This is a genomic window from Agarivorans sp. Z349TD_8 (assembly GCF_050870825.2).
GTDB lineage: Bacteria > Pseudomonadota > Gammaproteobacteria > Enterobacterales > Celerinatantimonadaceae > Agarivorans.
Window position 1 is genome coordinate 3812940 of the sequence record NZ_CP194037.2, and the last position, 23331, is coordinate 3836270.

Here is a 23331-nt window from a genome sequence, read left to right on the forward strand (position 1 = left end):
GCAACGACTTTGCAACTTTCCCATCCAACATAAAGAGAATAAATTCAGCCACAGCTTTCTTGCTAGAGCGATCCTTGATTGATTTGACACTGATCACGCTGCACAACTAAATAGTGCTCAAGCAAGCGCCGAAATCATCATTAAGGGTCAAGTGCACTTCGATAACAAGCGGCTCGACGTTCGATTTCGCGCGTCCAATATTTGCTTTTTTAAAACCACAAAACGGTCTGCTTACCTTGCTAGGGATCGTGTTTTCTAATCAATTTAAGATCTATCAAGGACTTATTCGATAACGCTAATACTGCTAAGTCAGCCCTGAGGGCTTGGAATAAAAGCAGTGCAATGATCAAACAAATTACTGGTATACTTATGCAATTAGTTTTAGCAACGAGACCAGTACATGTTAGACAATCTTAAAATCCCCGAAAACATAGAGCAGGAACCTGAACTCCCCATTCCTAGCATCGAAGAGCAGAAAAAAGTTGTCGCAGAGTTAAAACGCTTAGAAGAAGCTGGTGAACTCACGCCGGAAATTCTCGAGGCCTACATGACCGGCAAACGTAAGCCTGAGTAATCTTCTTCGCTTCATAGGGATAAACAAATGCCATCGAATCGTTTATCCCTAAGCGTCAATCATTAAACAATGTATTCAGCCTGAATATTTATCTTCCACATCCCTCCTTCATCGAGTCTCTGTATCGATAATTCCACCAAGTAAACTCAGGCTAAATTCAACATTCGGTTCATATCATTCAACATGTCGCGACTCATGATTACCGTTGAGCATGATCAAACAACTATTCCCAGTGAACATCAATCTATCCGCCGCAAAAATAGCTGACGTTTTACATTTCTTTACATAGCTTGACGTTTTACAAGATTGTATTCAGTAAACTTAAAGTGACGATATGTATTTGGGAACCACCATGAAAAAGCTTTATTATGCTGCCGCGCTATTGTTAATCGTTTTGTCAGCATTTTGGTTGCAAGCCGAGCCTCAGCTCTGGTCCTATGACAACTTCTTTCAATATCGCTCGGCGCTGGTGCAATATAGTGGCATGCTCGCACTGGCGTTAATGACCCTAACGATGATCCTGGCTTTGAGATTAGCCTTTGTAGAAAGGCTCACTCAGGGTTTAGATAAATCGTATCGCCTGCATAAATGGTTGGGCATAGCGGCCTTGGTGACCGGGATCTGCCACTGGCTATTGTCGATTATTCCACGATACTTAGTGAGCTGGGAAATTCTCAGTCGGCCAAGTCGCTCACATGGTCCACGCAACCCCGATTCCTTCTATGCAGTCATTCAACCGCTACGCCATAGCGCCGAAGATATTGGTGAATGGGCTTTCTATGCCTTCGTTATTCTGGCGACCATCGCCTTAATTAGCGCGATCCGTTACAGCAAATTCAAAATATCCCATCGCTTCATGTCGCTCTGTTATTTGGCGATTGCGATGCATTCGCTCATATTAATTAAACACAGTTATTGGCCTTACCCAATCACCTATATTTGTATCGGTCTTGCTGTCTTAGGCTCTTTGGCCGCGCTTTGGAGTTTATTGGGCTTGATCGGTAAGTCCCGTCAACATCAGGCTAGGATTAGCGATCTCAAGTTCAGCCCCGATAATCAGGTATTGGAATTACAACTAGCAGCCCCCACTTGGCAAGGCCACCAAAGTGGACAGTTTGCTTTTTTAGGCTTTGCTGGCGAGCCCCCTCACCCCTTTACCATTGCCTCTACCAACAATAAAAGTGGGCAACTACGGTTCTTAATCAAAGAACTCGGAGACTTCACTTCCACCTTGAAAGACCGTATAAAAGTGGGAGATAAGCTTCGAGTAGAAGGTCCCTATGGCTACCTCGCCTTTAAAGATCCGGCCCCCCAACTTTGGATCGCCGGCGGCATTGGCATCGCCGTATTTGAGGCCATCTTAGAGGAACGTCAGTCCTGTAAAGATAGTCCTGATGCGATACTTTATTATTGTACCAGCGCCCCCAATCAGGCCTTGATTGAGAACTTAATTGAACAAGCGCAACGCGCTCGGGTCGACCTGCGGATCATCAACCGCTGTAAACAGCAAGCAACATTGCCTGCTCGGCTCAGTGTCGCCCAACTTCAGGCAGAGGTGGGGGATCTATTCGCTCGTAAAACCTGGTTCTGCGGCCCCAGTGCTTTTTCCGGCGATCTGCGACGTGACTTCGCCGCCATCCACTATCCACTCAAACACTTCCACGAAGAACTTTTTGAAATGCGCTAAACCACGTCGCTCCCCACGCCGATGCCAAAGGGACCCGCCAGGGTCCCTTATGTCAACGCGCCAGATCTCTGGTCTGCAACGGCTTTACCCAAGTACCGAGGGCCAACGCTTCGAGCCAACCCTCACATCGTGAGCCCAGCCTGCCACAACATTCAAGCCTCTGGCGAGCCAGCTGACGGCTGCTCAAGCGACTTAGAGAATATGAGCGATCACCGCCTGATTGCGGTACTCAAGCCGAAGCTCAATGTCTCCGGCATCCACTCGAGTAAACTCACCATAGCGCTGACCGGCCTCAATGAGAGGAATTGCATCACCGGCGTTTAAGTCCAGCGCGCTTAGATCCAAGTGGAGTTCTCCCCCCTCAATAAACAACTGCTTCGCAACATTGACCGGCGTAAAATCAGCCCCTGGCACCAGCTTTAAAATCCCGCCTTCCTGAGTAAAGTGACCAGCAATATTTAAAGGCTCGCTCAGAGCCACGCTTAGACCGCCATCTAACAAATAAACATCACCGGAACCTAGCGCATGAGCACTCTCGGCAACAATCCTACCCTGCTCAATTAAGCTGCCGCCGCGGTAAGAATTATTTCCGGCAAGATGCAAGCTGCCCGAGCCCTGCTTGGTGAGTTTGCCGGCCCCGCTGATATCGTTATACCACCAATCCCGAGCGTGAAAACCGCCCTTACGCGCATCCATATTAACCGTTACATCGCCGATAAATGCCCCATAACCATCGGCAGCGGTGACTAAGTCAAGCCGGCCCCAACCTTTGCTGTCATCTAAAATAGGGTAACCGGAATCGAGCGCCGTGGTATATAACACCGCACGACGTTGCATATCACTCAGATAGGGCTGGCGAGTCTCTAACAAACGTTCCGCACCTTCCGGGATCTCTGGCGCTTGACCCGCAAGTTGAAGGTTTTGGCTAAACCCGTAGCTTAAACGTTCACGATAAACCCGTTTATTCGCCTGACGATCTGCATAGCGATTATTATTCCCAACCTCGACAATAATGTTATCGCCATCAATAAAACCTAACTCATGTTCGACCCAGCGATGTGCGTAATCATACAGCTCTAGTCCTTCAGCTTGCGCTTGCCCAGCAAAATACGCTTGCGCTTGCTGATAGGCAGCTTGTGCATTCTGATAGATGTGGTCCTGACCTAAGGCATAGGCCGCAATCGTTTGAAAATGTATCCGCGCGCCCATAACATCTAAGGGAGAATGCATTCCGGTAATGATTCGGTTCTCACCCAATTGTGAGCCACGAGTCAACAGCTCTGCATAACGCTGCGGGAAGGCGTAGGCGTAGGCCATGGCTGCCAAATAACCCGCATTGGTATGGCCACTGGGGTAACCACCGTCCTTACGACGATTTTCCCCTTCATCAGTTAAGGGATCATTTCCATGATGCCGAGCGGCGCAGCGCAGACCCGGCAATACCTTCACCGGACTCTGATACCGGTCGTAAATTCTTTGCTCGGTGCTGCCATCCTGTTGTTCACAGTGATGAAGATAGGTCCCCAGATAGTCAACTTCTCCAGATGCCGTCATCCGCCAGGGCCGAGGACTAGAGAAAATATATTTAGAACCATTCGCCGAAGCTGGCGAATTTTGGCGAAAATCGTTCACCAACTGCACCACTGCGCCGAGGTCGGCGTGAATATCACCTGAGTAATCGCCACCATCATTATGAACCGCAAAGAAGTTCTCATTTTCAAGCACATCGCTCACCCGTGGAACATCCAGATCGACATAGGCACCACTCCCCGCAAGGTAGGCATGAGTCAGGGGACCAAAACCATCGATGACGCTGTAGTTTTTACTACGCCGATCATCGGAATAACTCTCGATGGCTTGTTCCGGGGTTCGCTGCTCGGTCACTTGCAACACGTAGCTCATATTATGTCGCCAGGCATCGGCATCGATGATCTTTTGCTCCTTGAAGCTTTCCGGCCCATCACCATTTGCATCGTTTTGCCAGCCCGCTAAGCCCAGCTGCCAGATACGATTAAATCCATTTAAGATGGTGGCTACAGGGTTGTGCTCAATCATAAACCGTTCGGGATCTTGAGCATTATGCTCGGCATGCTCGACGACTGGCAAAGGATAAACGCGAGACGGAATCGCCACATCGAGTTCATGGCCCACTCCTTCAGGCTTATTTGGCTTCGTCGGCGAAGGGGATGAAGAGCTAGAAAAATTACAGCCCAGCAGACTAAGCATCAGCAGTGAAGCCAGGCTCAATTGTATTTTATGGTTTGCAAATGTTGTCATATTTTTTGTCAGCAATAAGTAAGTGATAAATTTGAAGAGCCAAGACCTTATATGCCGAATATGACTCGACCATTGCAAAAAAGTAAAAACCAATCCAGCAAAGGTAAAATCCATAAAAAATAATATAAATAATTGATATAAATAGAAATATTTTATTTTTTGGTGGCTTATTAATGCCTAAAACGCAACGAAACCTGAATAATCAGGCCCGACCAAGCGGTGCCTTTACAACACCCGGATAAATAACTGAGCCAAGCGCTCTGTCGCCCTTTCGACCAGCCAAGTGAAATGCTGCTGAAAGTGATTCAGCAATCAATTATCACACTGTGTTGCTTGCTGAACCTTGCTGAAATCACGTTCACTCATTCTCTTATTGAATAAATCATCGGTAAGCGTATGGTCTTGCTGAATCGATTCAGTTATGTGTACTTAGATAATTAATGAAGGAATATTCAATGAACATTAAATACTCGTTAGCTGCTGTTGCTCTAGGTTTATGCTCTACAAATGCTTACTCAGCCGAATTCCTACTCACCGACTCCAGCTCGTCTTTAGATGTAGGGGACTGGAAAGTAAGCAGTGCCTCTCTTGGCTATCAAAGTGATACCCCATTCTCGATTGAAAAACGCAGCCTAAAGGGTGGCAAACAAACCGGTGTCGATGTATTGGTCATCAATAATGGAGAAATGTCGATTACCCTTGTGCCGACTCGCGGCATGGGGATCTACAATGTACAAATGGATGGTAAACGCATTCTAGGTTGGACTTCACCAGTCAAAGAAATTGTAAACCCCGCCTTCATTGACTTAGAGAGTCGCGGCGGTTTGGGTTGGTTAGATGGTTTTAATGAAATGTTAGTCCGCTGCGGCTATGAATGGACGGGCCATCCCGGCGTTGACGATAATGGTCAATTGCTCAGCCTGCATGGCCGCTTACAGAACACCCCTGCTTCCACAGTAAAAGTGATTATTGACGATACCCCCCCTCACAAAATTACCATTCAGGGTGAAGTGAGCGAACGGACCTTTAAAAAAGCAGAGCTGGTCACCATGACTGAGTTTCAGGTGACGCCAGGTGCAAACAGCTTCTCCTTGCACGACAGTCTCACCAATAAAGCCGATTATGATGATGAATACCAAATCATTTATCACTCCAACTTTGGTCGTCCTATTTTGGAAAAAGGCGCCAAAGTCACTGCTGCCGCCAAGGAAATATCGCCATTTAATAGTTATGCCAAAGCTGGACTCAAAGATTGGCAAACTTATTTAGGCCCCACCAAAGACTATGACGAAATGGTCTTCAATTTGAAACCCATCGGCGATAAACAAGGCAACAGCTTGGTGGTGCTGCACAATAAACAGGGTAATCAGGGAGTTGCGGTTGGCTATAACGTAAAACAATTGCCCGTATTAACACTGTGGAAAAATACCGATACCGACCAACAGGGTTACGTCACTGGTATTGAGCCCGGCACTAGTTATGCCTATAACACCAAATTTCAACGTCCGCTTGGTTTAGTTCCCACCATCAAAGCAGGAGAAACTAAACACTTTGATGTGAGCTATACGGTTTTACGGAATAAACAAGAAGTGAAGTCTTCTTTAGCTCAAATTAAAAATATTCAAAAAGGCACAGAGCTGAAGCAAAGCATGGACTTAATCGTCGACTTGGATAAAGTTCAATAAGCGACGCTTATCATTCATAGCACATAGCAGCCTCTCAACGAAAATAATAAGATAGGCTTTACAAGCCCTGAACAACATTCATGTTGCTCAGGGCTTCACTCAAAAACACACAAGCTAATGTATACGAGACACGTCAAAACGTCCCACTAATAGCTCTAAACGCTGAATCGCATTCTCCATTAAGGTGGTACGACGCGACATTTGTTGGGCCGAGGTTTGCAGACGAACGGTAATATCCTGCGCACCACAGGCAGTTTGCTTATGTTTCTCACTATTCGCTGATAAATCGTTGATAATATCGAACAGAGACGATACGGATTTTTGCAGTTGCTCGTTGCGGTTAGAAGATTCATTATTCACGCTGCTACTGTCAACGTTCTCGATGCCTTGCTGCATAAATTTAACCGCAGTTTCAGACTCTCGGTGTAGTTTATTCATTAACTCGCCAATATGATTGGCCGCCTGAGAAGTTTTATCTGCTAGATTTCTCACTTCATCAGCCACCACCGAAAATCCGCGCCCATGCTCGCCAGCTCTCGCCGCTTCAATCGCCGCATTTAAGGCCAGCAAGTTAGTTTGGTCGGTAATCTCGGTAATCAACTTAACAATACCACCGATCTCTTGCATTTCTTTATTAATATCGTTGACACTTTTAGCTGAAGACTCAACAATTTCACGAATGGTGTTCGCTCCTTCTAACGCTTTAAAATACTCTTGCTGAGCACTATCAACCACCTGTTGCATCACCGCCTGCATGGTATGCGCAGAGTCACTGGCAAGCGCAATTTCATCTTGCTGGCTAGTTGCCAAGTTCAACATTGAGTCGATAGACTCAGCAGTTTCCACTGTGGCACCATCCATTTTTTGACAACGCCGTAACATCGAAGCCGAGACCTGTTGCACTTCATTGGAGGCCTGAACCAGTCGGCCCATTAATTCTTCCAGATTATCGATGAAACTATTCACCCAACGCCCCATATCACCAGTCTCATCGGCCTTAAACTGACTGGCATCCAAACGCTGATTTAGGTTGCCATCCCCTTCGGCGATGGTTTGAATCACTCGCGTCATCCCCTTCAGGCCCTGAGTCACCGGAGATGCGCAAAAATGCTTAAAAGCCAAGGCGCTAAATAAGGCCATTGAAAGGCTCAGTCCCCACTGGCCCACTAGGCCCATCTCCAGCCAGTGATTCGCCAACAAAGGAGCAAATAACACCATCAACATACACAGTACATATTGTCGGGTTAAGCTATAGGTCAGCGAGCGATGACGATACACCTCCTCCAGATCGGCCTCACACATCATTCCCCATCTATCAGCAGAGCCCTGCATCTGAAAGGTGACCCCTTTGCCAATAACCGGGATATGCCGATAGTCTGAATAACCAGGATAGTCGACGTAAAGGTTGCTGCCATTGGCGATGGTTTCCCTGACCCCGGGATGTAACTGTCCGGTGGCAGGATCGGTAAAACGGATCTCAAACTCGGTATGTTGCTGAACTTTTACCGTTCCCCACTCAGTTTTCACCCCTGACTTTAAATTTTCGCCATGGGAAAAGGTATTATCTTCAAAACGAGAGCGGGACAGAGCGGTTCCGGGCAAAATACTCGAATCAAAGTTCGACTCCACCATAAAGATATAATTATCGCCAGATTCGCTATAAATATGACCCGCTTCGCGTTGGATCAAATCGCCTAGCACATCATTCGGCACCCGACCACATAAGCAGCCACTCACCTGCTTATCTGAATCAAACAGAGGTAGGTAAAACATCAAAGTCACGGCGTCATGAAAAGACGAGCTGGAAGCCCCTAAGCTTAAGGTCCGCGGATCCACATAAGGGCCATGTAAAAACTTGTCCTGCAAACCTTGTTGTAAGGCTTTACTATCGCATTGGGTTTCGGCCAGTATCGCAGCCGATGAATGACTTACCTTCCCCTTATGATCGACTAAAAATAGCTCGGAGAAATCTGCACCACGAGAAATTAAATGCTGCAGGGTATCAACTTTATCTTGCGTCTTCTTGGTCTGTAAATAAAGCGCAGCATTTTCTAAGAAAGCCCACTGACTATTCACCCAGGCTTGCAATATTTGCACTCTGGTTTGCGCAATACTTTCAAAAGTTTCCGCCAACAACTCGCTTCTCCCTCGATTTAGCCAAGTTGCCTTCTTCATAGCCAATTTACCGGTACTTCCCATCCAGGGGAGCCAACGCCGCTCTGCATTAGTCAAATTCATCCGTCTATCTCGCATAATTATTTTTATTGAGTCACGCCAATGCAATCAATAAGCCAGCCAAGCAAAATAAGCACCAAGCCAGTGCGGTAAATAATAAATCATACAATTTTAAAAAACCAAGCACGAAAAATGGAACCAATTTAGTGCGCGCGCACCAAAAGCAAGCCCATATATAGTGCCTTTCGGTTGGGTGCGTAGACGAGCGCACAAAAACAGAAATATTTTTTTATAAAATAAACAACAACATAAAATTAAATCAGCGTCTTTTCAGCACAATAATAAATAACAAAAAAATGAAGGGGGAGGGCTAGTAATAAACATAGTAAAATTTAAAAATCTCACTATTGTCTGCTACTTTTTTATGATTAAATTACTTAATAAAACCGTGATACTTCTCCAAAGCAGCACAAGCAACTGAACAAAAATGAATATTTATTTAAATTTTACGCAAACATCAAAATTGAATATTAACTTCAGTATTCAGCGTTGTGACAAGTAAGTTCAAACGTCAAAGTCCTACAGGACCCTAAAGCTGATTGCGCTTCAGCGAGGTTTTACATCCAATCAACAGCCGAACCATTGAAGATGGCGCACAATAATTTGAACACCAACACTGTCGAACAAATGCAGCGACAAATTTTATCTGAAACGAAAATATCTGACCAAAACTCAGTAAACCTAGCCCATGCTCCCTCATCGAGACAACTGAACAAAAACAAACTCAGCTAAGCATCAGATTAGTTTGTGATCCCAATAACAAATTAATAACCGCAAAATTAATATGGCCAACTATAGTTAATTCTGACATTTATGTTATTTAGGGATGAAATTGCATACTTGTGCTGCAACCATTTAGCTAAATACTTAATGAGATTTTCAAGGCTTAATAGGCGACAGAAATGGAAAACCCTCAAGCTGATAACGATCCAAATGTCCGTCCACTCACCTTTGCGGATCCTTTAACCGACGAGCTGTTAAAATACTCACTCAGAACGCAACTTGAGTCTCTTTTCAAGACTGAAATGACGATTCAGCAGCGACAACATCAACTTCAACAAAGCTTTGTTGAGGCAATAACCTTAGTACTCGCAGACAAATCAGCAAAACATCAGCAGTTAGTTGCAGCCTTTGAGCAAATGTATGAGTCGGCGACGCAATCAATGGCTTTAGCTGAATTAAGTCAAGAATTACTGACCCGTCAGTACGTATCGAGCAGCGGACTTATTATGTCGCCTCTCAATTGTCGCCACACCATTAAAGATGTTTATCGTATTCAAGGTTATGTGCGTGGTATCGATCTCGCAATTAAACAACAGCTACGTCAAAAATCAGTAGTAAATGTTCTCTACCCTGCCTGCGGCCCATTCGCCCCGCTATTACTCCCCTTACTTAAATATTATCAGCAACACGGTCAGATCAAAGCGGGCCAACTTAAAGTTACTCTGCTCGATATACAAGCTGGTGCGATCCTCTCGCTTCGCCAGTTAGTGAGTGATCTGGAGATTACTGACTATATCTGCGACATCGTCGAGCAAGACGCCACCGAATATATTCCCGAACAAAGCATCGATTTATTGATCTTGGAAGCAATGCAACATGGTTTCACTCGAGAAGGACAGCTGAGTATTGCCAAACACCTGGTGCACTACCTAGACCTAGAAGGTAGCCTGATCCCGCAACAAGTGTCGGTACGCGGCATCATGGTGATTGGAGAGACCGAGTTTAGCCATCAATGGCAAAGTGCAGCATTTACTCACTCACTCAATGTAGACCCAACGGCACAAGCCGACCGTATTGAACTTGGTGAGATTTTCAAGGTCAACAAATCCAGCTTATTAAAGGCACAGCCAATTGCTCTAGATGGCGGGATAAAGGTTCTCACAGCCAACCAATTGACCATTCCAAAAGGCATTGAAGATATGCCTCAGCGGATATTGGCCATTTATGCGCATATTCATACCTACGGCCAAGAAACGGTTCAGCAGTATGACTCAGGTATCACTCATCCTCGACCGGATATGAGCTTTTACATCGATGCCCAGCCAAATCAAATTGATCACCCTTATTTTGTCGCAAACAGTGGCGATACAGTGCAGTTTTTTTATCAACTCACAGGATTACCTGGTTTTATAGCAAGCAAGTTATAGGGAATGATGATGAAACAACAATATGCAATTTTTACTGGTAGCTGTTTTGCATTTCCCACGATTCAGCGATTGCAGCAGCTGGATATGTTGGCTTGTGTCGTCCTGGTGAATAGCCCAGCGAATCCAGATCTGACCCAGTTACAAACGCTTCTCGCGCAACATCAGATAAAAGCGTTGCAATATTCCCTCCAAAGTGAAATTCAATTATTGGCAGAGCTTGATGCATTGCAAGTCAGCGCTGGTCTTGTGTACTGGTTCAGGCATAAGATCAGCCCTCAAGTCATCCAATTTTTCAACGGTTGGCTATTCAATATTCACCCAGGAAAGTTGCCCGATTACCGAGGACCAATGCCGCTGTATTGGCAGTTGCGTCATGGAGAGAAGCAACTTTGTTTAACCCTACATCGAGTCGCAGCCGAATTTGACAGTGGGGATATTGGCATGGAACAGCTCGTGCCAATCCACCCCTTCGATAGCTTGCAATGTTTATATCAAAAGGCCGCACAATATGCACCGCAGCTCATTGAACGCTTATTGGACGCTATCCAATCTGATGATATCTGTTGGCAAGCTCAAGCGCAGAAAGATGTTACTGGCGCGCCGAAGATCAGCGAACAAGACCTAGTAGTAGATTGGCATCGTCACTCCAGTGAAGACATTGTCAATATGGCTCGGGCAGGAAATAGCGATTGCGGGGGCGTAATACTGCCTTTTCCCCAAGGTTACTTTCATCTATATCAAGCAAGCAAGGTCAACTGTGAACTATCAGGGATAACTGTTGGAACGGTTTTAGAGGTGAGCATTCAAGCGGGAATGCTCATAAAAACCAAAGATAGCGCGCTAAGGCTAGACATCATTTCCTGCCCACAGGGCTTTTTTGATGGCTACCGTTTTGCTTTGTTATTTGGTTTAGACGCTGGCACCTGCATCGACATGGCGCTTCATCGAAAAAATAATGTTTAGAGATGGAGAGCACTGACTAAAGCGTTCCCTCTGACAATAAGTGAATAGAGAGATAAACAGCAAATTTAGACAGATACGATAATAGCCTTAGCGATATATTTATCATATCTCGACTGAAACCCTAACCTAGAAGCGAGAGAGCGATGAAGATCAAAGTTAATGTTACCAATCACTACCTCTATCAATTGGCCATTTTACCTTACAACCATGGGCTGCTCCCTGATTCAATACAGCTTTCAGAGACAGAGCGTATCGCCAAATCAAAAGGAACGGGGTCATTTCAGGTGCTCAGTGGAGAAGCCACCATTGTTTTCGTGCCGGGGATGGGCGAGTTACTCATCCATTTTTTAGGTCAGCAAAAAATTGAAAACTGCCATGACAAATTTACCGAGACCTTTAGTGATTTTGATCACTATCAACAGATGGTATTGCTCCGTTATAAAACAACAGAATTATATTGGCGATTTCCAAGTGCAGAAAGCGATGCCGAGCTGGATATCAGTGTCAATGAATTAGGCACTCTGTGCCTGGATAAAGTCCATCATGGCGAAGCCAGAAAAATATCGCTACCTGAATTTTTTATTCCGCCGGTGTTTCTGGTCGACTTACCAGAAAAATGTGAACCGATTTAAAGCCTATGAACATTCACCCTATGCTTTCCAACAACGGCAACACATGTATCGTTATCGGCAAAAATACGCCTTTTAACATGCATGAAGCTGAGCAAAGTAAACCACGTTTAATCAATATGATGAGGATTAATTATGTCTGCTGAACCCTATCTAGGCACCATGACACCATTTGCTGGCACCTTCACGATCGAAAAATTTGCGATATGTCTTGGACAACTGGTCGCTATTTCGCAAAACCCGTCACTTTTCTCAATACTCGGAGCGACGTACGGCGGGGATGCTCGAACCACCTTTGGGATCCCCGATATGCGTGGCCGCTCCCCTGTCGGTGTTGGCACAAGGCCTGGCGGGAAAACCTATTATCAAGGACACATGATGGGTAACGAGTACGCTGTTCTTGCGCTATCACAAATGCCGGAACATACGCACGCAGCAACATTCGCGCCGAGCGGGAATATATCAGTCTCAAGTAGTTTGCAGGCTGCCACTGACACTGCAACAACGACCACCCCAGCATCGAACACCCACCTCGCTGCTGGAGCCTCAAGTATGTACGTTGCACCCGGCTTTCAACCCCCCACCCTAACCGAGATAGAAGGCTTGACGGTAGAGTTGCAAGGAAGCACTGGTGGCAACGTGACTGTAGACAACACTGGAGGTGGTAATGCCATTGATATTACTAATCCGGTGCAGGTGGTGAACTGGCAAATATCGTTGGATGGACTGTACCCACCCAGAGCTTAGCTCGTCCCTGAAATCTAAATGGCGCAGTGAACAACAACTTCGCCATTGATTTGCAAACAGCGAAAGGTATCGCATCGAAGTGAGTTAAGGCAATTAAGATAATTGTATTTGATAGGGAAGACTCGAATGAAAAGGAATAAAAAGATGATTGATCTCACCTCCGCGTTCGCTGGATTACTTATCACTGTCTCGGTCAGCGCTTTTGGTGCAGATAGCTGGGAAACATCCTCATCATCGGACAGGGAACCGTCTATTACCACGCGGTCAATTGAAGAGGCCAAGCATCACTTAAGCCCTCTGGTTGGCGAAGATCAACACATTTTCCAGTCGGTTCCATTTGACCGGCTCGTGATCATCGATGCAGACGTCCCACACAGTGCTGTATTACAGAGAGCTTTTGGCATGGATATGGATAACCAGATTATTCAGCTCTCTGCACTAGATACCTTAGCCACGCTTAGCGAAAAACTGGCAAGTTTTGTAGATCTAGACGCGATTCATCTCATCTCACATGGTGCACCCGGACAACTATTCTTGCTGGGTGAAACTCTCTCCTCAAACACCCTTCGGTCCTCTAATCAATTACTCGCAGCATTGAAACACGCACTCAAACCAAGCGGTGACCTGCTTATTTATGGCTGCCAAGTTGGTCAAGGTGCGCAAGGTGCCGAGTTTGTTAGCGCATTAGCCCAACTGACTCAAACCGATGTCGCTGCATCTATTGATAATACCGGGGGTGTTCAGCAAGGGGGAAACTGGATTCTTGAGCGTCAGTTCGGCAAGATAAATACGGCGCACCTCTTTAATTCAAACGCTCTATTATTGGCAGATTATCCAACCGTGCTTGGCCAACAAGTCGTGAAATATGGAAACATCAGTTCTGCGATTGTTGATGATGTGACAATGACCGTGAATATTTCTCCCACCGTCGATTTAACCATCGACTGGGGAACGGGAACCCAAGGCAGTAATGTATACACAAATAGTCGGGTACAGCAGTTAACAGCGCTTGGCGGAGCGGTTGGTCCCGTTGATGTGGATGACACTTTTTATAATAATCGAAGCGGAGGATTGCAACTCACCGCTACAGGCAACTTCTCGCTGGATGCGTTTGAACTATTTCGAAGAGGTGCAGCGAATGGGAATACCGAAGACTTTACGCTGATTGGTTTTGATAATGGCTCACAAGTTGTTTCAGATACCCTAACTTGGGTGATTACTGGCTCCTTTGCTGCCGAAACCTTTACCCGAGGTTCAGGCACTTGGGCAGCCAATCCCGCATGGCAATCGGTAGATAAAGTGGTGATAGTCTGGCCAACTGAGGTTGCCGGGAATACGACCGGGATCCAAGGAACGGCTGGCTATCAAGAAATAGCTATATCCAGCGTGACGATTTCGGATTTTGTCGCTGCGACTAACACGGCCCCAGCCCTTGATTTAAATGGTGTTGGCGCGGGTAACGATCACACGATCTCGTTTAGCACCAGTACTGTATCCATTGCCCCCGATGCGACGGTCACCGATGGTGATGGCGATACCATGAGTACTATCACCGTCACGATGGCAAGTCGCCCGGACGGAAGTGCAGAAGGCTTGAACGTGACGGCCGCAGCAAAGAATGCACTAGGTGGTATCAGTGGACAAAGTGACAGTGTGCTGCAAAATACCATTAGCATAACAGGCGCATCAGCGACCACGGCACAAGTGGCTACTTTTTTGCAAAGTATCACTTATAACAATACGGCGGGTTCTCCGGATCTGAGCGCCAGAAGCGCGACGGTGGTGATCAACGATGGGACTGATGATAGCCTCACTCGGACCGTGACGATTAATGTGACAGGAGATATCACTCCGCCCAGTGGCCACAGTGTCGCCTTGAATCAAACAAGCTATAACGCGACTCAAGCCAGCAGCCTATCCTTCCAGTTTGCTAGTGGTGAAATTGGAGCAAACTACAGTTATAGCCTGACATCAACTGGGGGCGGGAGCGCAATTACGGGGACAGGCACACTTGCCACGGCCGTAGATACGGTTAGTTCTTTGAATGTCACAGGGCTGAATAATGGGACATTAACCCTGAGTGTGGTTGTGACCGATGCGGCAGGCAATGCGGCGACAGCGGTCACCGATACGGCCACGCTCGATAAAATATCCCCCACTGTGGTGACAACCACATCAGATAACGCGCTAAAAATGGGAGAGACGCCAACCCTAACCTTCACCCTGAGTGAAGCAAGTAGTAATTTTTCTTCTGGGGATGTCGTCGTTACGGGAGGAGCACTGTCAAACTTTAGTGGCAGTGGCTCACTGTATACGGCTACATTTACACCGACCACAAACAGTACCACGGCGGCAACAATTAATGTGGCCGCAGATACCTTTACCGATCTAGCGGGCAACAACAATACGGTTGCAGCTCAACTGAATATGACGGTAGATACCCTGCGTCCCAGCGTGACCCTGTCGAGTAACAAAACCCAGTTAAAAGTCACTGAAACCGCCACCATTACCGCAACATTAAGCGAAGCGAGCAGCGACTTTGCGGTCAGTGATATCGCAATCATCGGCGGTACCTTAAGTGGATTTACCGGCTCAGGCACCAGCTATACGGCCACCTTTACGCCAACCACAAACAGTACCACGGCGGCAACCATTAATGTGGCCGCAGATACCTTTACCGATCTAGCGGGCAACAACAATACCAGTGCAACCCAACTGAATATGACGGTGGATACCCAGCGTCCCAGCGTGACCCTGTCGAGTAATAAAACCCAATTAAAACTCGCTGAAACCGCCACCATTACCGCAACTTTAAGCGAAGCGAGCAGTGACTTTACGGTCAGTGATATCTCTATTACGGGCGGAACCTTAAGTGGATTTACTGGCTCAGGCACCAGCTATACGGCCACCTTTACGCCAACCGCAAACAGTACCACGGCGGCAACAATTAATGTGGCCGCAGATACCTTTACCGATCTAGCGGGCAACAACAATACGGTTGCAGCTCAACTGAATATGACGGTAGATACCCTGCGTCCCAGCGTGACCCTGTCGAGTAACAAAACCCAGTTAAAAGTCGCTGAAACCGCCACCATTACCGCAACTTTAAGCGAAGCCAGTGGTGACTTTACTGTAGGGGATGTCGTCGTAGCAGGTGGCAGCCTGTCAAGCTTTAGTGGCAGTGGCTCACTATATACGGCCACCTTTACGCCAACCACAAACAGTACCTCGGCGGCAACCATTAATGTGGCCGCAGATACCTTTACCGATGCTGCGGGCAACAACAATACGGTTGCCACTCAACTGAATATCGCAGTGGATACCCTGCGTCCCAGCGTGACGCTTTCTAGTAATAAAACCCAGTTAAAAGTCGCTGAAACCGCCACCATTACCGCAACGTTAAGCGAAGCGAGCAGCGACTTTACGGTCAGTGATATCTCTATTACGGGCGGCACCTTAAGTGGATTTACCGGCTCAGGCACCAGCTATACGGCCACCTTTACGCCAACCACAAGCAGCACCACGGCGGCAACCATTAATGTGGCCGCAGATACCTTTACCGATCTAGCGGGCAACAACAATACGGTTGCCACTCAACTGAATATGACAGTAGATACCCTGCGTCCCAGCGTGACCCTGTCGAGTAACAAAACCCAGTTAAAAGTCGCTGAAACCGCCACCATTACTGCAACGTTAAGCGAAGCGAGCAGTGACTTTACGGTCAGTGATATCGCGATCATCGGCGGTAGCTTAAGTGGATTTACCGGCTCAGGCACCAGCTATACGGTCACCTTTACGCCAACCACAAACAGTACCTCGGCGGCAACCATTAATGTGGCCGCAGATACCTTTACCGATGCTGCGGGCAACAACAATACGGTTGCCACTCAACTGAATATCGCAGTGGATACCCTGCGTCCCAGCGTGACGCTTTCTAGTAATAAAACCCAGTTAAAAGTCGGTGAAACCGCCACCATTACCGCAACATTGAGTGAGGCCAGTGGTGACTTTACTGTAGGGGATGTCGTCGTAGCAGGTGGCAGCCTGTCAAGCTTTAGTGGCAGTGGCTCACTGTATACGGCTACATTTACACCGACCACAAACAGTACCACGGCGGCAACCATTAATGTGGCCGCAGATACCTTTACCGACGCTGCGGGCAACAACAATACGGTTGCCACTCAACTGAATATCGCAGTAGATACCCAGCTGCCCAGTGTGACGCTTTCTAGTAATAAAACCCAGTTAAAAGTCGGTGAAACCGCCACCATTACCGCAACATTGAGTGAAGCCAGTGGTGACTTTACGGTAGGGGATATCGTCGTAGCGGGTGGCAGCCTGTCAAGCTTTAGTGGCAGTGGCTCACTATATACGGCCACCTTTACGCCAACCACAAACAGTACCTCGGCGGCAACCATTAATGTGGCCGCAGATACCTTTACCGATGCTGCGGGCAACAACAATACGGTTGCCACTCAACTGAATATCGCAGTGGATACCCTGCGTCCCAGCGTGACGCTTTCTAGTAATAAAACCCAGTTAAAAGTCGGTGAAACCGCCACCATTACTGCAACTTTAAGTGAAGCTAGCAGCGACTTCACGCTCGGCGATATCTCTATTACGGGCGGCACCTTAAGTGGATTATCTGGTTCTGGTACCAGCTATACTGTCACATTGACCCCCACGGTCGAGGGTCAAATAAACGTTTCCGTTGCCGCAGATACCTTCAGCAATGCATCTGGGAACCTGAATGTAGCGTCAACAACTCAGCATATTCAGTATGACGGAACCTCCCCTTATATTACGGCATTGCTTCCTGCAGATAACAGCGCCAATGTGGCTAAGGATGCGTCGTTGGCGATCACATTTAACGAAACCATCGTTGCCGGGAGTGGCAATATTTCGATTTTTGACAGCGCCGATGATAGCTTACTCGAAGCCATAGCGGTGGGTGGTTCGAAAATAATCATGACTGGGCAAGTTGTGACCATCGACCCTACCGCCACTTTTACGCCTACTCACAGTTATTATGTGCTGATCGGGAACAATGCCCTAGAAGATAGCGCAGGCAACACCTTTAGCGGCTTTTCGACACAAAACTCATACAACTTCACCATTAACAACCTCGTCCCTCATGTATCCGATGATACCGTTTCAATCGCTGAAGATAATCAAGTTGCGATTGCTGTTTTGGAGAATGATAGTGACGACGATAGTCCAATCAATTTAGCGAGTATGACGATTAATAGCCAGCCGCTTCATGGCATTACCCGCGTGAATACCGGAACGGGAGTCGTGAACTACACACCAGATCCTAATTATGTCGGCAGCGATAGCTTTACCTACACTGTTGAAGATATCTATGGAGGCGAATCCATACCCGCAACAGTTACCCTAACAGTGGCACCTGTTGCCGATGATCCGGTAGCGCTCAATGATGTTGCAGAGACAACGGAAGATACCTTATTACCAATTGACGTTGTTGCCAATGATACCGACCCAGATATTGGCGATATACTAAATACCACTCAAATTGTAGTCACACCACCCAAACATGGCAGTGCCATGGTAGCTGATGGCAAAGTGAACTATACACCCTCCCTTGATTTTACCGGGACAGATCACTTTAGCTACACCGTTGCAGATAGCACTGGGCGAGTGTCGAACCTTGCCACGGTCACGATCAATGTATCTGGAGCAAATGAGGCTCCTATCGGCGTTGCAGATAGTGTCACAACAGACGAAGATCATGACATTGATATCAATGTGCTTGTCAACGATACCGATAGCGACGGCACAATTGATGTCGCCAGTGTCCAAATAGTTAAGCCACCAGCGCATGGTTCGGTGAGTGCAAATGCCAGTGGAGTGTTGACCTTTACCCCTGAGGCTAACTATAGCGGCGGTGATAATTTCACCTATGTTGTTGAAGACGATTTACATGCTAGTTCTGCAGAAACCACCGTCACGGTGACCATCAATTCTCTCAATGACGCGCCAGTTGCCCGCGATGACATCGCGATGCTGCAGGCAGATATTCCCCATCGCATCAATGTGTTGGGGAACGATAGTGATATCGATGGCACACTCAATCTGAGTTCGATTTCTATCGTAGCAACGCCAACGCAAGGGCTTGCCACAGTGATTGCTTCTGGCCTGATTCAATATACCCCAAACACACATCTTAGTGGAGAAGACAGCTTTACCTATACGATTGCCGACAACTCAGGTGCCATTTCTAATGTGGCCACCGTGACGCTGACCAATAATGTGGTGAACCACCTCCCCATAGCGAATAACGATGAAGCCTCAACAGAAGAAGATCAGCCGGTCAGCCTAAATGTAACCAGCAACGACAGCGATGTTGATGGTTCACTGGAAACCACATCTTTGATGATCGTAACAACTCCGAGTTTAGGTTCGGTCACCGTGAATGGCGATGAGTCGATCACCTACATCCCTCAGGCAAATGCCAGTGGCCTAGATAGTTTCATGTATACCATCAGTGACAATGAAGGGGGGCGCTCCAATCAAGCCACCATACATATCACGATTCGCGCGGTGAATGATGCCCCCAGTATCAGCATTGACTCTACCATCAGTACCGATGAAGATAATGACCAGAACCTAAGTTTTACTTACACAGATGTAGATGACAACACGGTCGTCGCAAGTGTCAGTACCCAAGCAAGCCATGGCACAGCCAGCGTAAACGGCACCAGCGTGAACTATATACCCGAAGCGAATTTCTTCGGTAGTGATAGCTTTACCCTCACTCTCACCGATAATGCGGGCTATACCACCACCCAACAAATTAACGTCACCGTTTCTTCAGTCAATGATGTGCCGAGCATCAACATAGGCTCCACCTTAAGTACCGATGAGGATAATAACCAAAGTCTCAGTTTTAGCTACTCGGATGTGGATGGCGATACAGTAGTCGCTTCAGTATCCACCCAAGCAAGCCATGGTACGGCCAGCGTAAATGGCACCACCGTCAGCTATGCCCCCGTAGCGAACTATTTTGGCTCGGATAGCTTTACCCTCACCCTAACCGATAATAATGGTTACAGCACCACCCAGCAGATCAACGTCACCGTGGCGTCGGTGAATGATGCGCCCAGCATTAGCATGGGCTCCACCTTGAGCACCGATGAAGATAATAGCCAAAGTTTGAGTTTTACTTATTCAGACCTAGACGGTGATACCGTGGTCGCGAGTGTTAGCAGCCTAGCTAGCCATGGTACGGTGAGCGTAAACGGCACCAGCGTGAGCTATGCACCCGAAGCGGATTTCTTTGGTAATGATAGCTTTGTCCTCACTCTCACCGATAACAATGGTTATCAAACAACAAAAACCATTACCGTGAATGTTAACGGACTTAACGACAAACCGATTGCCGAAGATGATTTACCAATTTTACAAACCAATGATGAGAACCGCTATCAAATAGACGTCTTAGCCAATGATAGTGATGCCGATGGCGACCCTATTTCCATTATTGCAGCCTCGGTGAGTGTAGGAGAAGTGCGAATTAAAGATAAGCAACTCGTTTATCAAGCGCCTATTGGCACCGCGGGTAAAGTCGAATTTAACTACATGATTCAAGATCCAACGGGAGCAAGTGCCAGTGCCCAAGTCTCTTTACTACTGCAGGCGATTGCCAATGAGCGATTACCTATATTAAGTCCACCTGAGGATGTTGTCGCAAATGCCACGGGCTTATTTACAAAACTTGATATCGGAAAGGCAAGTGCGATTGATGCAGCAGGTGAAGCGATTCCAGTTTCTCTGGTGAATGGCCCGAGCTTATTTCCTCCCGGCAATAACACCGTACATTGGCAAGCCAGTGATGCTCAAGGCAACACCGTGATCTTAAGCCAAAATATAAAAGTAAATCCATTAATTTCAATCGCTAAAGACCAACAAGTGGTTGAAGGTACAGAGCAACAGGTTACGGTATACCTGAATGGTAAAGCCCCTGACTACCCGGTTCGCATTGCTTATAGCGTTTCGGGAACCGCAGATGAGAACGACCATGATTTAAGTGACGGGGAACTTATTATTGAGCAGGGAACGGAGGGGGTGATTCCATTATTCATTTACCAAGATTCGCAAACAGAAGGAAATGAAACCATTGAAATTCACCTCAGTCGCGAGCACAACTTAGGCAATAAGTCGGTACATACTTTAACGATTGTTGAAAACAATGTGGCCCCAGAAATGGAGCTTCAAGTTTCACAAGCTGGAGAACAGCGGCATTTAGTGCTCAATAATCAAGACTTAGTGCTCATTAAAGCCTTAATATCCGATGCTAACCCAGCTGATAATCACACTATAGTCTGGGTTCCCAAGCATTCAGAGATGATTAATTTAGCGACCGAACAGGATCAATTCATTTTTAACCCAACATCCTTAGTTCCTGGAATATACCCGTTAACCGCAACGGTAAGTGATGATGCCCCCGAAGCTCTCAGCTCCAAACAAAATATATATATTGAGGTGACCAACGCACTCGCCGAACTGGGGAATGAAGACAGTGATAATGATCTGATCTCAGATGCCCAAGAGGGCTATAAAGATTCTGACAATGACGGAGTTCCTGATTACCTCGACGCCATTGATGAATGCAATGTATTACAAGAACAAGTCTTACACGGACATCAATTCTTAGTAGAAGCAGAGCCCGGCGTTTGTTTACACAAAGGAGTCACCATTGCTGGAAATCAAACAGGCGGCGCGCAATTACTTGAACACGAGCTACTCGCCAATGATGAGATGACGAATGTAGGTGGTATATTTGATTTTATTGCGACGGGTTTAGCGACACCGGGACAAAACTATACGGTAGTACTCCCCCAACGCTTACCTATCCCCGAAAGTGCTGTTTATCGAAAATTTCAAAACGGACAATGGGTTAATTTTGTCGAAGATACAAATAATACAGTCCGCTCTGCGGCTGGCGAACAAGGGTACTGTCCGCCCCCCAATGATCCACAGTGGGCTGCTGGCTTAAACGCTGGATATTGGTGTGTGCAATTAACCATTCAAGATGGAGGCCCAAATGACGATGATGGCCTTGTGAATGCCAGTATTACCGATCCGGGCGGAGTCGCCATAAACTTAAGTAACAACCAATTTCCTGTCGCAATGCCCGATAGTGTGACCGTAAAATGGAATGAGAGTATTGTTATTGACGTTCTCGCAAATGATACCGATCCAGATAACGATACACTTAATATCACTGCCGCAACGGTCGACTTTGGCGAATTATCCATTGAAAATTCGCAACTGGTATACACCACGTCAGATAGCTTTTTCGATAAAGCAACCATTCAATACAACATTACCGATAACCATGGTGGATCAGCTTACAGCTCCGTTGTTATCCAAGTTGTCAACAACTTTGCTCCGATAGCCCATCAAGATAGCGCCACGACCGACGACCATAGTCAAATCAAAATTTCGGTCCTGAGCAATGATCTCGATGCCGACAATGATCAACTAACCCTCACTCAAGCAAGCGCAAACTATGGAGACGTAGTCATCAATGATGATCAAACCTTAACTTATACACCCAAACTAGGTTTTGATGGCGAGGATATGATCACTTACAGCATACAAGATGAAAAATCAGCAAGCGCACAAGGCACGGTAATGGTCACGGTGAAAGCCTATGTATCAACTACTGTTGAAAACTCTTCGGGAGGCTCTATGGGAGTCACTATGTTGTTATTCGCAGGCTTGCTCCTGCTACGTCGCCATAAACAAATAGTCAGCATGCTATTATTACTTATCATTAGCGCTCAGGCACAAGCAGAGCCAAACCGATGGTCAGTTGAAACAGAACTTGGCTATGCCAAAGCACACCACAACAGTGAACTCGATAACATTCCTTCGGTACAAGTCATGGATACTGATGACTCAGATTTTGCTTGGTCCATTGGAATTGCTTATCGTTTCAAACCCAAGTGGAAGTTAGCCCTTCGCTACATCGATCTTGGTCAGGGCAGTGCCACTTTAAAAGCGGAGACTCTCTCACCCGAGGAATACCACCAAGCCGTCGCTAAGGCGACGCCAGTACTTAGCCATGGTTTCGCAAGTGATTTGAGTTACCAACTGCTGAATAACGAACATATTCTGGTTGATGGCAGCCTAGGCCTGTTCCGCTGGAAAAGTCAGTTAGAAAGCGTTGTGCAAGACAGTGAGATCCAACATGATAAAACCGCCACCGATCCCTATCTCGGTCTACAAGCCGCTTATCAATTAAGTCCTCAATGGGGCCTAGGCCTTGGATACGCTCATTATTTCATTTCTGAGAACGATATTGACGCTTTCAGTATAAAACTTATTTATCGTTTATAAGCCATCCTATTTACAGGGT

10 protein-coding genes are annotated in these 23331 nt (G+C 46.7%); 8 read left to right on the forward strand and 2 right to left on the reverse strand.

The genetic code is table 11. The features are described 5' to 3' along the window. Positions 1–400 precede the first annotated feature (400 nt). Complete coding sequence (locus ACRRS1_RS17200) at positions 401–574, forward strand: ATPase (protein ID WP_432467287.1); 174 nt, start codon at positions 401–403, stop codon at positions 572–574. A 352-nt stretch (positions 575–926) separates the two neighbouring features. After that, positions 927–2261, forward strand: a complete 1335-nt coding sequence (locus ACRRS1_RS17205) for a ferredoxin reductase family protein (RefSeq protein WP_432467286.1) — start codon at positions 927–929, stop codon at positions 2259–2261. 192 nt (positions 2262–2453) lie between these two features. Here the strand turns inward: ACRRS1_RS17205 and ACRRS1_RS17210 are convergent, their stop codons facing one another. After that, positions 2454–4538, reverse strand: coding sequence for an autotransporter-associated beta strand repeat-containing protein (locus ACRRS1_RS17210; RefSeq protein WP_432467285.1), 2085 nt, complete (start codon positions 4536–4538; stop codon positions 2454–2456). 455 nt (positions 4539–4993) lie between these two features. Between ACRRS1_RS17210 and ACRRS1_RS17215 the strand changes: the two genes are divergently transcribed. Next, positions 4994–6223, forward strand: coding sequence for an aldose 1-epimerase family protein (locus ACRRS1_RS17215; protein WP_432467283.1), 1230 nt, complete (start codon positions 4994–4996; stop codon positions 6221–6223). A gap of 114 nt (positions 6224–6337) precedes the next feature. On the opposite strand, the gene ACRRS1_RS17220 is transcribed toward ACRRS1_RS17215, so the two are convergent. Further along, complete coding sequence (locus ACRRS1_RS17220) at positions 6338–8461, reverse strand: methyl-accepting chemotaxis protein (RefSeq protein ID WP_432467282.1); 2124 nt, start codon at positions 8459–8461, stop codon at positions 6338–6340. An 899-nt stretch (positions 8462–9360) separates the two neighbouring features. Between ACRRS1_RS17220 and ACRRS1_RS17225 the strand changes: the two genes are divergently transcribed. From ACRRS1_RS17225 to ACRRS1_RS17245, 5 genes are all read left to right on the forward strand, one after another. Then, positions 9361–10608 (forward strand): hypothetical protein, encoded by a 1248-nt coding sequence (locus ACRRS1_RS17225; RefSeq protein ID WP_432467281.1) that lies wholly within the window; start codon positions 9361–9363, stop codon positions 10606–10608. Positions 10609–10617: 9 nt separating this feature from the next. Then, positions 10618–11571 carry a methionyl-tRNA formyltransferase gene (locus ACRRS1_RS17230; protein WP_439022889.1) on the forward strand — a complete coding sequence of 318 codons (954 nt, stop codon included), beginning with the start codon at positions 10618–10620 and terminating at the stop codon, positions 11569–11571. A 143-nt stretch (positions 11572–11714) separates the two neighbouring features. Further along, positions 11715–12203 carry a hypothetical protein gene (locus ACRRS1_RS17235; protein ID WP_432451967.1) on the forward strand — a complete coding sequence of 163 codons (489 nt, stop codon included), beginning with the start codon at positions 11715–11717 and terminating at the stop codon, positions 12201–12203. 132 nt (positions 12204–12335) lie between these two features. Then, entirely contained in the window at positions 12336–12947 is a 612-nt protein-coding gene (locus ACRRS1_RS17240; RefSeq protein ID WP_432451966.1) for a phage tail protein, read from the forward strand. A gap of 126 nt (positions 12948–13073) precedes the next feature. Beyond that, positions 13074–23312, forward strand: a complete 10239-nt coding sequence (locus tag ACRRS1_RS17245; protein WP_432467280.1) for an Ig-like domain-containing protein — start codon at positions 13074–13076, stop codon at positions 23310–23312. Positions 23313–23331 lie beyond the last annotated feature (19 nt).